Here is a 13,388-nt window from a genome sequence, read left to right as displayed (position 1 = left end):
CGCAAGGGCTGCAGGGTAAAAAAGGTAAATTCAACTGGCACGCGGATAAGCCACAGCATTAATACGCCTTTTATGGGCTTTAAAGTAGGCAGATCCTCTTGATAAAAGCATTACCGCAGCGCCTCATCGTCATAAAAAAACCAGCCCGAAGGCTGGCTTTTTAACAGCTGGAGACACCCTTAAAAGGTTTCGCCCTTCGCAGCCTTCTCCAACAGCAAAGCAGGCGGCAGGAAGCGTTCGCCGTACTGCTCGGCCAGGTACTTGGCGCGGGCGACAAAGTCCTGCACGCCATACTGGTTGATGAACTGCAACGCACCGCCGGTCCAGGCGGCAAAGCCAATACCGAAGATCGAACCGATGTTGGCATCGGCCACGGACTTGAGCACACCCTCTTCCACACAACGCACGGTTTCGATGGACTGGATAAACAGGATGCGATCGCGCACGTCTTCTTGTGAAATCTGCGCCTCGGCTTTTTCAAAGCGCGCTTTCAGCTCCGGCCACAGGTGCTTCTTGCCGCCAGCCGGAGCGCCGGCCGCAGGGTAATCATAGAAACCAGCCCCAGCCGCTTTGCCCGGCCGTTTGTATTCGTTGAGCATCATGTCGATCACGGCGAACGCCGGGTGCTCGGGGATCTGTTTGCCTTCGGCAGCGAGGTCCTTGATGGTCTGCTGGCGGATATGGTTCATCAGGCTCATCGACACTTCATCGCTGATCGCCAAAGGGCCGACGGGCATGCCGGCCTTGCGCGCTTCGTTCTCGATCATCGCCGCGCTCACGCCTTCACCGAGCATGGCCAGACCTTCGTTGGTGAAGGTGCCGAACACCCGCGAGGTGAAGAAGCCACGGCTGTCGTTGACAACAATCGGGGTCTTCTTGATCTGCATGACGTAGTCGAAACCACGCGCCATGGTCTCGTCGCTGGTGTGCTCGCCTTTGATGATTTCCACCAACGGCATCTTGTCCACCGGGCTGAAGAAGTGCAGGCCGATAAACTTGTCCTGCTTCTGCACGGCAGTGGCCAGGCCGGTGATCGGCAAGGTCGAGGTGTTGGAGGCGATCACTGCATCTGCCAGCGCAGCGGATTCAGCGGCAGCAGTTACCTTGGCTTTGAGGTCACGGTCCTCGAACACGGCTTCGATAATCAGGTCGCAGCCTTCGAAATCAGTATCGCTGACCGTCGGTTTGATCCGCGCCAGGATGCCATCGCGTTTCTCGGCGCTCATCTGGCCACGGCTGACCTTCTTGTCCAGCAACTTGGCCGAGTAATCCTTGCCCTTCTCAGCGGCCTCGATGGAGATGTCCTTGAGCACCACATCGATGCCCGCCACCGCCGACACATAAGCAATGCCTGCGCCCATCATGCCGGCACCGAGTACGCCGACCTTCTTGGTCACGTAGGGCGCGAAGCCTTGCGGACGCGAGCCACCGGCGTTGATTTCATTGAGTTGGAACCAGAAGGTGCCAATCATGTTCTTCGCCACTTGCCCGGTGGTCAGCTCGGTGAAGTAACGTGCTTCGATGATCTGCGCGGTATCGAAGTCGACCTGGGCACCCTCGACGGCAGCGCACATGATCTTCTCCGGCGCTGGGAAGCAGCCCTTGGTTTTGTCGCGCAACACACTCGGTGCTATGGCCAGCATTTGCGCCACATTCGGGCTGGACGGCGTACCACCGGGAATTTTGTAGCCTTTCACGTCCCACGGCTGCACAGCCGTCGGGTTGGCGGCGATAAAGGCGCGTGCCTTGGCCAGCAGCTCATCGCTGTCAGCGGCCAGTTCATGAATAAGACCAGCCTTGAGCGCTGCATCAGGGCGTACCTTCTTGCCCTCGGCCAGGTACGGCAGGGCTTTTTCCAGACCAAGGATGCGCACCATGCGTACCACACCGCCGCCGCCCGGCAGTAGGCCGAGGGTCACTTCCGGCAAACCGAGCTGGATGCTGGAGTTGTTCAGGGCGATACGGTGGTGGCAGGCCAAGGCAATTTCCCAGCCGCCGCCCAGGGCTGCACCGTTGATGGCGGCCACCACCGGTTTGCCGAGGCATTCCAGGCGGCGCAGCTGGCCTTTGATATTGAGGATCATCTGGTAAAAGGCCGGCGCATCGGCCTTGGTGACCTTGATCAGTTCATTGAGGTCACCGCCAGCGAAGAAGGTCTTCTTCGCGGAGGTGAGGATAACCCCGGCGATGGAATCCTTTTCGGCTTCCAGGCGCTCGACGATCTTGCCCATGGCTTCGCGGTACACCGCGTTCATGGTGTTGGCACTCTGGCCGGGCATGTCCATGGTCAGAACGACGATATTGTCCTGGCCTTTTTCGTAACGGATGGCGTCAGTCATTATTTAATTCCTTTCTTACTGGCAGTTGCACTCAACGGGTGGGCAACGCAGAAACCGTAGGAGCGGGCCATGCCCGCGATCATCAACGCAACGTCGGCTTCGCGGGCATGGCCCGCTCCTACGCCTGATCAGATTCTTTCGATAATCGTGGCAATACCCATACCACCACCCACGCAGAGTGTGGCCAGGCCATAGCGCAATTGGCGCTTCTCCAGCTCATCAATCAGGGTGCCAAGGATGGCGCAGCCGGTTGCACCCAGCGGGTGGCCCATGGCGATGGAGCCGCCGTTGACGTTGACCTTGTCCTCGCTGACGCCCATGTCCTTCATAAATTTCATCACCACCGAAGCGAACGCCTCGTTGACCTCGAACAGGTCGATGTCATTGACGTTCAGCCCCGCCTTGGCCAGGGCCTTACGCGTGGCCGGTGCCGGGCCGGTGAGCATGATGGTCGGGTCGGTGCTGGTTACCGCCGTGGCGACGATGCGCGCTCGCGGCTTCAAGCCCAGTTCCTTTCCTTTGGCTTCGGAGCCGATCAGCATCAGGGCCGAACCATCGACAATGCCCGAGCTGTTGCCCGGGGTGTGCACATGGTTGATTTGTTCAACATGGCTGTAGACGCGCAGCGCGGTGCTGTCGAAGCCCATCTGCCCCATCATCTCGAAGCTCGGTTTGAGCTTGCCCAGGCCTTCGAGGGTGGATTCGCCACGGATAAATTCATCGTGATCAAGCAGGACGATGCCGTTCTGGTCGGCCACCGGAATCAGCGATTTGCTGAATGAGCCGTCTTTGCTGGCGCGGGCGGCCTTTTGCTGCGAGCGCAGGGCGAAGCTGTCGACATCCGTGCGGCTGAAACCTTCCAGGGTGGCGATCAGATCGGCGCCGATACCCTGCGGGGTGAAGTGGGTGTGCATGTTGGTGGCCGGATCCATCACCCAGGCACCGCCGTCGGAGCCCATGGGAATGCGCGACATTGATTCGACGCCGCCTACCACCACCAGGTCCTCGAAGCCGGAACGCACCTTCATCGCGCCCATGTTCACCGCTTCCAGACCCGAAGCGCAGAAACGATTGAGTTGCACGCCCGACACGCTGACATCCCAATCGGCGACCATGGCGGCCGTTTTGGCGATGTCCGCGCCCTGATCACCCACTGGCGTCACGCAGCCGAGCACGATGTCATCAACCTGGCTGGTGTCGAGGTTATTGCGCGCTTGCAGGGCCTTGAGCAGGCCGGCGATCAGGTCGACCGGCTTGACGCTGTAGAGCGCGCCGTCCTTCTTGCCCTTGCCGCGGGGCGTGCGCACGGCATCGAAAATATATGCTTCGGTCATGGCGTCCTCAGACCTCCAATGGAGGGTGGCTGATGGCGCAGGTGAGGCCCGCGCCTGTTTTTGTTGAGTGCTGTCACCATACGCCGCACACCGGCAGGCTCAATGACCGAAGCGCTCAGGGCCATTGACCGCTCAGCTCAGACAAACGGTTACGCACGGGGCAAACAGGCAACAGCGCCTCTAGCTCAAGGGCTGCTTAAGGTCGATTGGGGTTGCGTCATAACTGCGGGTAGCAAGCCCGCTAGTCGTTGTAATCAAGTCATCTATTGCAATGCCAAGCATGCCCCTACAGTTGAAAAACGCCACCTGCAGCATCACCGCAGGCCGCTGGTTGTAGGCGTTGTCGCCGGGTTTTGCCGGGACAGCATGTTTGACCACTCAGAGACGTGGCGTCACCACCGCGTAGTGCAGCAAGGCCGTGACGACCCGCCGTAAAAAACAAGAAGGCCAACCGCCATGCTCAACCCCATCAAGCTGCGCCAAGCCGGCATGATCGTTTTTGCCACCACCCTACTGCTGATCCTTCCCAACCTGACCCGCTTGATCACCTAAGCCTGAACGCTGCGCACTTGTGTGCCCTGTACATGCACAGCGCCACCACAACCGCCCTGCTCTGCCAGCCACCGTGGTGTGCGCTGGCGGCGACAGGTGTGTGCCGACATCGCTGCTGGGGCGAGCTGTGCTAGGGTGATTTTATTCACCCTAGGAGCTCACCATGCGCACACTTCTCGCCTCACTCGGCCTGCTCGTTTGTTTGCCCGTCATGGCCAACGACGCCCACCTGCATGCCGCCATCAGCGCCCTGCAAAACCCGAACAGCGTATTGATTGATGTGCGCACGGCGGCTGAATTCGCTGAGGGCGCATTGACCGGTGCCGAGCAAATCGACCACGAGGAGATTGCCAACCGCATCAGCGCACTGGCCCCGGATAAAGACACGCCCATCGTTCTCTACTGCCGCAGCGGCCGTCGTTCAGGTATCGCCGAAGACAGCCTGCGTGCCCTGGGCTACAGCAACCTGATTAATGGCGGCGGTTATGAAGAGCTGAAAGTGGCTCTGGAGTCGCAGGATTGATCCGCCACCTCGCTTTCATCAGCCTGTTGGCCCTGCTGCCGCTGAGCGTGATCCAGGCGGCCGAGTTGCAGCTAAACCTCGGCAGTCAACGCCAAACACTGAGCAGCGCGCAATTGCTGGCTCATCCGAAGGTGCAGCAGATCGAAATACCCAACGATGTCAGCTACAAGCGCCACATGCGCTATCACGCCGTGCCGTTGGCCGCGTTGTTGTCGGGGGTCTCGCCGGGTGATCACCTGCAACTGGTGGCCAGTGATGGTTTTGCTGCCGAACTGTCCGCCGCGCCCGTGTTAAGCCAAACCGGCAGCCAAGCCTGGCTGGCCATTGAAGACCCTGCGCAACCCTGGCCGCCCCTGGGCGCGGGCAAACCCAGCGCGGGGCCGTTTTATCTGGTTTGGCAAAACCCGGCCGCCAGCCAGATCGGCCCGGAACAATGGCCCTTCCAGCTCATCACCATCCGCACCCTGGCGCCCGTGGCGCAGCGTTTCCCGCAACTGCTACCCGCCGCCGATTCGAGCCCAGCCGTGCAGGCGGGTTTTGCCCACTACCAAAAGAACTGCATGGCCTGCCACCGTTTGAATGGCGCAGGCGACTCGCAATTCGGCCCGGACCTGAACATCCCCTACAACCCAACGGAATACTTCAGCGGCGACTTCCTCACCCGCTACATCCGCGACCCGCAGAGCTTGCGGCGCTGGCCGCAGGGCAAAATGCCCGGATTTGCGGCTGAGGTGTTGAGTGACAAGGAATTGGGGGACTTGCTCGAGTATTTGCGGCATATGGTGAAAAGGAAAGTGGAGCCCTAATGGTGGCTCAGGGATGGGTGCCGCAGGGTTGTGAAGCGTTGACTGTTTAGAGGCTTCAGCGTTGAGAAGCCCACACGGGCTCATCAGCATAAGCAGGGCCCGCGATAGCTTTTTTGTCAGATGTTGATTAGCCAATAGCGATTGAATACGAACGTTCCTTACCGCCAAACGCTTTCGTTGGTCGATGCCGACGGTAGAATGCCCGCTGCCCCCATAGAGAACCGACCATGGCCCGCCTGACGCTCGAATTTCCCGAAGATCAATATTGCTACAGCACCCACCTGACTGTGCGCGTGACCGATATCAACGGTGCCAACCACCTGGGCAACGACTCGATGATTTCGATGATCTCCGAGGCCCGGGCGCGTTTTCTGTTCGAGTTCGGCATCGAGGAAACCAGCGCCGAGGGTGTAGGCATTATCGTCACGGACCTGGCCACCACCTACCGCGCCGAAGCCCATGCCCGCGACCAGTTGCTGTTCGAGGTCGGGGTCATGGACTTTAACAAGTACGGCGGTGATATCACCTTCCGCATCACCCGCCCGGCCGACGGCGCCCTGGTGGCAATGGCCAAATCCGGGTTTGTCTTCTTCAACTACCGGCTTGGCAAAGTGGTACCAATGTCTACCGAATTCAGCGCCAAGTTTGCCAAGGTCAATTGGCTGACTGAGCCGAGATAACCGCCAATGGCGGCTTTACCCTGGCGGTTGGCCGCACGATCAAGCCCGAATAAAGATTTCCCCAGCGCCGTGACAAGGCTGCAATGCTCTGCTACGCCTAGTTCATAACAACAAGCAGCAGGGGAATCGCTATGCCATCCACGCGCAGCCATATTCGCCGGGCCGGGCGCATGAGCAATCTGCTCGCCATCGCCCTTCTCACCCTCCCGCTCCCCACCCAGGCAGACGGCACCAATCCGAATAGCCGCGAACGGGCAGCCCAGCACCAGCAGGGCTAATCCAGATTTAAGGCCAGCCCACTGGCCTGCACGCCTTCTCTGCGCCTTATCCGGGTGCAGGAGAGCCTCTGACGCCTTATTTTGCAGCACCGCCCACCCCTCCCAAGCCCAGCATGCCCTGCTGCGGTGCAGCCCACTACCTTACCAGCCCCTAGGCTCCTTAACTGATTGCCCCTAAGCCAGTCAGCCCCGCCGCCCGCTGGCACTGTACGCAAAGCCCCGCGTCATGCGCTCTGCAGGAGCATCCACGGGCCCACGCGGGCTATTGCGGGGCGATTCTGGCCGAGGCACGCCCAGGCGCAGCGCATTTTCTTCGTCTTGCGCCATAAGTTGGCGCAGCCTTTGCTAATACCCCCATACAAGTAGCCAATGGCGGCTGCCCGATAAACGACAAAGACGTCGTATAGACCACGCCCACGGGCGCACGGCTTATGCGGCGTTTTGCGTTTTATGCCCCAGTGTTCGGGGCCGGTGCCTGCCCTGTGATCCAGGGCTTGTGCCTGTACTTATTCAACCCAGCTGCGGCCAGACCTGCTTACCCCCGTAAACAGATCACAGGCCCCAGGGTGTGGCGCCACAAGCACCGCACCTCCCCGGCGGGTTGCGGCCGCCGTGTCCACGACCACGGTGCGCCGCGCCCGGCCGGGACCCTTTACTGCCGAATGAGGTGTTCGATGAATACAAGTTTCTGGAAATCCGGCCACGCACCGACGCTGTTCGCCGCCTTTCTCTATTTCGACCTGAGTTTTATGGTGTGGTACGTGCTCGGCCCGCTGGCTGTGCAGATCGCCACCGATCTGGGCCTGAGCGCCCAGGAGCGCGGCCTGATGGTCGCCACGCCAATTCTCGCCGGCGCCGTGCTGCGCCTGCTGATGGGTTTTATCTGTGATCGCCTGTCGCCCAAGACTGCCGGCCTGATTGGCCAGGTGGTGGTCATAGTGGCCCTGTTCTGCGCCTGGCAGATCGGCATCGGCAGCTATGAGCAGGCGCTGCTGCTGGGTCTGTTCTTGGGCTTTGCCGGCGCCGCCTTTGCCGTCGCCCTGCCCCTGGCTTCGCAGTGGTATCCGCCGCAGCACCAGGGCAAGGCCATGGGCATTGCCGGTGCGGGCAACTCCGGCACCGTGCTGGCGGCCCTGTTCGCCCCAGGCCTGGCGGCGCTGTTTGGCTGGCAGAACGTGTTTGGCTGGGCCCTGATTCCCCTGCTGATCACCCTGGTGGTGTTCGCCCTGGTGGCCAAGAACGCCCCCGAGCGCCCGCAACCCAAAGCCCTGGGCGACTACCTCAAGGCCCTGGGTGACCGCGATAGCTGGTGGTTTATGTTCTTCTACAGCGTCACCTTCGGCGGCTTTATCGGCCTGGCCAGCGTCTTGCCCGGCTATTTCAGTGATCAGTACGGCCTCAATCCGGTGACCGCCGGTTACTACACCGCCGCCTGCGTCTGCGCCGGCAGCCTGATGCGCCCCCTCGGCGGTGCCCTGGCCGACCGCATCGGCGGTATCCGTTCGCTGCTGATGATGTACACCGTCGCGGCCCTGTGCATCGCCGCCGTGGGCTTTAACCTGTCCAGCTCCGCTGCGGCCCTGGCCCTGTTCGTCGCCGCCATGCTCGGCCTGGGTGCCGGCAACGGCGCGGTGTTCCAGTTGGTGCCGCAGCGCTTTCGCAAGGAAATCGGCGTGATGACCGGGCTGATCGGCATGGCCGGCGGCATCGGCGGCTTCTTCCTGGCCGCAGGCCTGGGCGCCATCAAGCAGCACACCGGCGACTACCAGTTGGGCCTGTGGCTGTTCGCCAGCCTCGGCGTACTGGCCTGGTTCGGCCTGTATGGAGTGAAAAAGCGCTGGCGCACCACCTGGGGTAGCGCGGCCGTGACCGCCGCCCGGGTCTGACCCGATACGTAGGGTGGATGACGCATTTCTCATCCACCTGATGGCCACGGTGGATCGGTAAAGCGCGATCCACCCTACGCCCAGATTGAAGGTTTGAGGCGAAGGCGGGACCGACCGGCCGCGCGGCATTGCACTGGTCAGGAAAGGCGAGTTAAGTCGGCAACGACGCACTCGTGCATCGCGGCCAAGGTCCCGCCTTTGCCTCAGCCCTTCTCGTTCACCTTGTTTCAGGAACCGGCCATGGCCTTGCAACTGAGCTTCGGCGAAACCAGCGCCACCGGCCCGCGGGCGGAAAACCAGGACGCCATCCGCCTGGTCACTCCGGCGCCGGCCCTGGCTGCGAGCAAGGGCTACCTGTTCGCCCTTGCCGATGGCGTCAGCCAGTGCGCCGATGGCGGCCTGGCCTCGCGCGCCACCCTGCAGGCCCTGGCCCTGGACTATTACTCCACCCCGGAAACCTGGGCGGTCAGCCAGTCCCTGGACCGCGTGCTGGTGGCCCACAACCGCTGGCTGCTGGCCGGCAGCGGCGGCCAGCCGCTGCTCACCACCCTCAGTGCCCTGGTCGTGCGCGGCCGGCGCTTTACCCTGGCCCATGTCGGCGACTGCCGGGTCTACCGCTGGCTGGCCGGGCAACTGGAGCCGATCAGCGAGGAGCATGTCTGGGAGCAGCCGGGCATGCAGCATGTGCTCAAGCGCGCCATGGGCCTGGATCAGCACCTGGTGATGGATTATCTGGATGGCGAACTGCGCCAGGGCGAATGCTTCGTGCTGCTTAGCGACGGTGTCTGGGCCAGCCTGGACGACCGCGCCATCGCCCGTATCCTGCAGCAGCACGAAGATCTGCAGGCCGCCAGCCAGGCCCTGGTCGCGGCCGCCCATCAGGCCGGCAGCCAGGACAATGCCAGCGCCCTGCTGGTGCGCATCGACGCCCTGCCCGAGAGTGATCTGGCCGACACCCTGGCCCAGCTCAGCCACTGGTCGGTGCCGCCGCGCCTGCGCGAGGGCAGTCTGTTCGAAGGCTGGCAGATCGAGCGCCTGCTGGCCGAGTCGCGCCAGTCCCTGGTCTACCGGGTACGCGATGAGCAGCAGCGCAGCTGGCTGCTCAAGACCCTGCCGGCCAGCCGTGCCCACGATCCCCAGGCTGGCCCGGCCCTGCTCCTGGAGGAATGGTTTCTGCGCCGGGTGGCCGGGCGCCACTTCCCCGAGCTGCACCCCGTGCCCCAGCGCCAGCACCTGTACTACGTGCAGCGTGCCTACAGCGGCCAGACCCTGGCCGAGCACCTGCGCCTGTGCGGCCCGCTGCAGCTGGCCGAGTGGCTGGATATCGCCCCGCGCCTAATCAAGGCCGTCGGCCTGCTGCACCGGCGCAATATCCTCCATCGCGATATCAAGCCGGAAAACCTGCTGTGGGGCGATGATGGCGAGCTGCGCGTGCTCGACTTCGGCCTGGCCTACTGCCCCGGCCTGTCCCGCGACGAAGCCCACAGCCTGCCCGGCACACCCAGCTATATCGCCCCGGAAGCCTTCAGCGGCAGCGCCCCCAGCGCCCAGCAGGACCTCTACGCCGCCGGCGTGACGCTCTATCACTTGCTCACCGGCCACTACCCCTATGGCGAGATCGAGGCCTTCCAGCACCCGCGCTTCGGCCAGCCGGCCCCGGCCAGCCGCTATCGCCCGGATCTGCCGGCCTGGCTCGATGAAGTACTGGCACGCGCCCTGGCCGCCGACCCGGCGCGACGCTTCGAGACCGCCGAAGAATGGCTGCTGGCCCTGGAGAGCGGCGAGCGCCAGTCCCTCAGCAGCGCGCCGCGGCCGCTGCTGGAGCGCGAGCCATTGCTGGTCTGGCGCAGCGTGGCCTTGGTTTCCCTGCTGCTGAATCTGGCCCTGCTGTTCTGGCTGCTTAAATAGCGTGCACCACACTGGCGCACGCACCAAAGAAGCGCAAGGCGCCTGATAAAGGTGCAGTCCTTAGCCCAAAAGCTCCTTGCAAGTGGCTGAAAAGCCAGAAAAAACGCGGCTTTTCATAAGCTGGCACAAGTTGGCACAAGGTCTGCATTACCCCAGACACAATGTAATAAAAGCGCGGCCCTCAACGTAGAAGGCTGCACTTCCCGATAGAACGGGACTTGGACAAAGGCGTCCTCGCTAGGTGACTAGCGGGACGTCTTTTTTGTTTTTCCGTGATCAATGACTCAGGAGATGGCCGGCATGCAAAAACTCAAGCTGGTGATGATCGGCAACGGCATGGCGGGTGTGCGCACCCTCGAAGAGCTGCTCAAGCTCGCCCCCGACCTTTACGACATCACCGTGTTCGGCGCCGAGCCGCACCCCAACTACAACCGCATCCTGCTCTCCCCCGTGCTGGCCGGCGAGCAGACCTTCGAGGAGATCGTGCTCAACGATCTGAACTGGTACGCGGAAAACGACATCAAGCTGCTGCTCGGGCGCAAGGTGGTCAAGATCGACCGCAAGAAGCGCCTGGTGATCGCCGACGATGGCAGCGAGGCCGAGTACGATCGCCTGCTGATTGCCACCGGCTCCAATCCCTTTATCCTGCCGATTCCGGGCAAGGACCTGGAAGGCGTGATCGGCTACCGCGATATCGCCGACACCCAGATGATGATGGACACCGCCAAGATCCATAAGCACGCGGTGGTCATCGGCGGCGGCCTGCTCGGCCTGGAAGCGGCCAACGGCCTCAAGCTGCGCGGCATGGACGTCACCGTGGTGCACCTGGGCGACTGGCTGCTGGAGCGCCAGCTCGACCGCACTGCCGGCGAGCTGCTGCAGAAATCCCTGGAAGACCGCGGCCTGAAGTTCCTCCTGCCCAAGCATACCGCTGAGTTGCTGGACAACGGCGAAGGCCGCGTCTGCGCGGTGAAATTCAAGGACGGCGAAGTGATCCCCGCCGATCTGGTGGTGATGGCCGCCGGCATTCGCCCCAACAGCGACCTGGCCGAGAGCGCCGGCATTGCCTGTAACCGCGGCATTCTGGTCAACGACACCATGCAGACCTACGACCCTCGCGTTTACGCCATCGGCGAATGCGCCAGCCACCGTGGCATCGCCTACGGCCTGGTGGCGCCGCTGTTCGAGCAGGCCAAGGTCTGCGCCAACCACCTGGCCCAGCTCGGCTTCGCCCGCTACCAGGGCTCGGTGACCTCGACCAAGCTCAAGGTTACCGGCATCGACCTGTTCTCCGCCGGCGAATTTATGGGCGGTGAAGGCACCGAGACCATCACCCTCTCCGACCCCATCGGCGGCGTGTACAAGAAGCTGGTGATCAAAGATGACGTGCTGGTCGGCGCCTGCCTGTATGGCGACACCGCCGACGGCGGCTGGTACTTCCGCCAGATCCGCGAGAACCACAACGTCAGCGAGATCCGCGACCACCTGATGTTTGGCGAGAACGCCATCGGCGACGTCGGCCACCAGGGCGCCGACAAGACCGCCAATATGCCCGACAGCATGGAAATCTGCGGCTGCAACGGCGTATGCAAGGGCACCATCGTCAAGGCCATCCAGGAAAACGGCCTGTTCTCGGTGGATGACGTGAAGAAGCAGACCAAGGCCGGCAGCTCCTGCGGCTCCTGTGTCGGCCTGGTCGAGCAGATCCTGATCAGCACCGTCGGCGGCGCCGCGGATGTCAAACCCAAGAGCGAGAAGGCCATCTGCGGCTGCTCGGATCTCAACCACGGGCAGATCCGCAAAGCCATCCGCGATGAGCACCTGACCAGCCTGAGCCAGGCCATGGCCTTCCTTAACTGGAGCACGCCCAACGGCTGCGCCACCTGCCGCCCGGCGCTCAACTACTACCTGATTTCCACCTGGCCGGGCGAAGCCAAGGACGACCCGCAGTCGCGCCTGATCAACGAACGCGCCCACGCCAATATCCAGAAGGACGGCACCTACTCCGTGGTGCCGCGCATGTGGGGCGGCGTGACCAACCCGTCCGAGCTGCGCCGCATTGCCGATGTGGCCGACAAGTACAAGGTGCCCATGGTCAAGGTCACCGGTGGCCAGCGTATCGATCTGCTCGGCATCAAGAAGGAAGACCTGCCGGCGGTGTGGAAAGAGCTGGATATGCCTTCGGGCCACGCCTACGGCAAGTCCATCCGCACGGTGAAAACCTGTGTTGGTAGCGAGTTCTGCCGTTTTGGCACGCAGAACTCGACCCAGTTGGGCATCGATCTGGAGCACGACCTGTTCAACATGTGGTCGCCGCACAAGGTCAAGCTGGCAGTCTCCGGTTGCCCGCGCAACTGCGCCGAAGCCGGTATTAAAGACGTCGGCATCATCGGTGTGGACTCGGGCTTTGAGATGTACATCGGCGGTAACGGAGGGATCAAAACCGAGGTGGCCGAGTTCTTCGTCAAAGTGAAAACCGCAGACGACGTGCGCGAATACAACGCCGCCTTCCTTCAGCTTTACCGCGAAGAAGCCTTCTATCTGGAGCGCACCGTGCACTACCTGCAACGCGTGGGCATGGCGTACATCAAAAAAGCCGTTGTGGAAGATGAGGCCAACCGCAAAGCACTGGCCGCACGGCTGCAGTTCGCTCTCTCGTTCGAGCAAGACCCGTGGAAGGAACGCATCGAACAACCGCTGTTAAAGAAGGAATTTGAACCGATCAAGCTCGTGCAACTTGAGGAGGCCACGCTATGAACTGGCTGGATATCTGCGCGCTGGAAGACATCAACGTACTGGGCTCGCGCATCGTGGCCGGGCCAAAAGGCGATATCGCGATTTTCCGGACGTCAACAGATGAGGTGTTCGCCCTCGACGACCGCTGCCCGCATAAAGGTGGGCCGCTGTCGCAGGGCTTGATCTTTGGCAAACGCGTGTCGTGCCCGCTACACAATTGGCAGATCGAACTGGACAGCGGTGAAGCCGTAGCGCCGGACGTGGGCTGCGCTCACCGGCATAACGCCAAGGTTGAAAACGGTCGCGTATTACTGGCCCTTAATTGCGCCGAAAAGTGCGCGTAAAC

General features: G+C 62.2%; 9 protein-coding genes. 7 read left to right on the top strand and 2 right to left on the bottom strand.

The features are described from left to right. Positions 1–179 precede the first annotated feature (179 nt). A complete protein-coding gene (locus AUK77_RS05590) occupies positions 180–2,339 on the bottom strand; it encodes a 3-hydroxyacyl-CoA dehydrogenase NAD-binding domain-containing protein (RefSeq protein WP_296127043.1) in 2,160 nt (719 codons plus the stop codon). 128 nt (positions 2,340–2,467) lie between these two features. After that, the gene (locus tag AUK77_RS05585; protein ID WP_296127041.1) at positions 2,468–3,673 is read right to left on the bottom strand and encodes an acetyl-CoA C-acetyltransferase; all 1,206 of its coding nucleotides are present in this window, start codon (positions 3,671–3,673) and stop codon (positions 2,468–2,470) included. A gap of 715 nt (positions 3,674–4,388) precedes the next feature. Here AUK77_RS05585 and AUK77_RS05580 point away from each other — a divergent pair. The 7 genes from AUK77_RS05580 (at position 4,389) to nirD (ending at position 13,386) form a co-directional block, all read left to right on the top strand. Further along, on the top strand, positions 4,389–4,748 hold the full coding sequence (locus tag AUK77_RS05580) for a rhodanese-like domain-containing protein (RefSeq protein ID WP_296127039.1): 360 nt from the start codon (positions 4,389–4,391) through the stop codon (positions 4,746–4,748). Continuing rightward, positions 4,745–5,554: a cytochrome c gene (locus tag AUK77_RS05575; RefSeq protein ID WP_296127037.1), complete on the top strand. Its 810-nt coding sequence runs from the start codon at positions 4,745–4,747 to the stop codon at positions 5,552–5,554. The genes AUK77_RS05580 and AUK77_RS05575 overlap by 4 nt, the downstream gene beginning before the upstream one ends. Positions 5,555–5,781: 227 nt before the next feature. Then, positions 5,782–6,234, top strand: coding sequence for a thioesterase family protein (locus AUK77_RS05570; protein ID WP_296127035.1), 453 nt, complete (start codon positions 5,782–5,784; stop codon positions 6,232–6,234). A 952-nt stretch (positions 6,235–7,186) separates the two neighbouring features. After that, positions 7,187–8,398, top strand: coding sequence for a nitrate/nitrite transporter (locus tag AUK77_RS05565; protein ID WP_296127034.1), 1,212 nt, complete (start codon positions 7,187–7,189; stop codon positions 8,396–8,398). A gap of 240 nt (positions 8,399–8,638) precedes the next feature. Continuing rightward, on the top strand, positions 8,639–10,306 hold the full coding sequence (locus tag AUK77_RS05560; RefSeq protein WP_296127033.1) for a bifunctional protein-serine/threonine kinase/phosphatase: 1,668 nt from the start codon (positions 8,639–8,641) through the stop codon (positions 10,304–10,306). 300 nt (positions 10,307–10,606) lie between these two features. Continuing rightward, positions 10,607–13,063, top strand: a complete 2,457-nt coding sequence (nirB, locus tag AUK77_RS05555) for a nitrite reductase large subunit NirB (RefSeq protein ID WP_296127032.1) — start codon at positions 10,607–10,609, stop codon at positions 13,061–13,063. Continuing rightward, positions 13,060–13,386 (top strand): nitrite reductase small subunit NirD, encoded by a 327-nt coding sequence (gene nirD / locus AUK77_RS05550; protein ID WP_296127031.1) that lies wholly within the window; start codon positions 13,060–13,062, stop codon positions 13,384–13,386. Before nirB ends, nirD begins: the two co-directional genes overlap by 4 nt. Positions 13,387–13,388 lie beyond the last annotated feature (2 nt).

Origin of the sequence: Pseudomonas sp. Ga0074129, from assembly GCA_001465025.1 — a bacterium.
Lineage (GTDB): Bacteria > Pseudomonadota > Gammaproteobacteria > Pseudomonadales > Pseudomonadaceae > Aquipseudomonas.
Note: the sequence above shows the minus strand (reverse complement) of the source record. Positions and strands in the feature narration are given on the sequence as shown.

What these genes read in the sequence shown, in the direction of transcription:
- AUK77_RS05590 (WP_296127043.1), bottom strand. Translation starts at nt 2,339, where the DNA reads ATGACTGACGCCATCCGTTACGAAAAAGGCCAGGACAATATCGTCGTT.
- AUK77_RS05585 (WP_296127041.1), bottom strand. Translation starts at nt 3,673, where the DNA reads ATGACCGAAGCATATATTTTCGATGCCGTGCGCACGCCCCGCGGCAAG.
- AUK77_RS05580 (WP_296127039.1), top strand. Translation starts at nt 4,389, where the DNA reads ATGCGCACACTTCTCGCCTCACTCGGCCTGCTCGTTTGTTTGCCCGTC.
- AUK77_RS05570 (WP_296127035.1), top strand. Translation starts at nt 5,782, where the DNA reads ATGGCCCGCCTGACGCTCGAATTTCCCGAAGATCAATATTGCTACAGC.
- AUK77_RS05565 (WP_296127034.1), top strand. Translation starts at nt 7,187, where the DNA reads ATGAATACAAGTTTCTGGAAATCCGGCCACGCACCGACGCTGTTCGCC.
- AUK77_RS05560 (WP_296127033.1), top strand. Translation starts at nt 8,639, where the DNA reads ATGGCCTTGCAACTGAGCTTCGGCGAAACCAGCGCCACCGGCCCGCGG.
- nirB (WP_296127032.1), top strand. Translation starts at nt 10,607, where the DNA reads ATGCAAAAACTCAAGCTGGTGATGATCGGCAACGGCATGGCGGGTGTG.
- nirD (WP_296127031.1), top strand. Translation starts at nt 13,060, where the DNA reads ATGAACTGGCTGGATATCTGCGCGCTGGAAGACATCAACGTACTGGGC.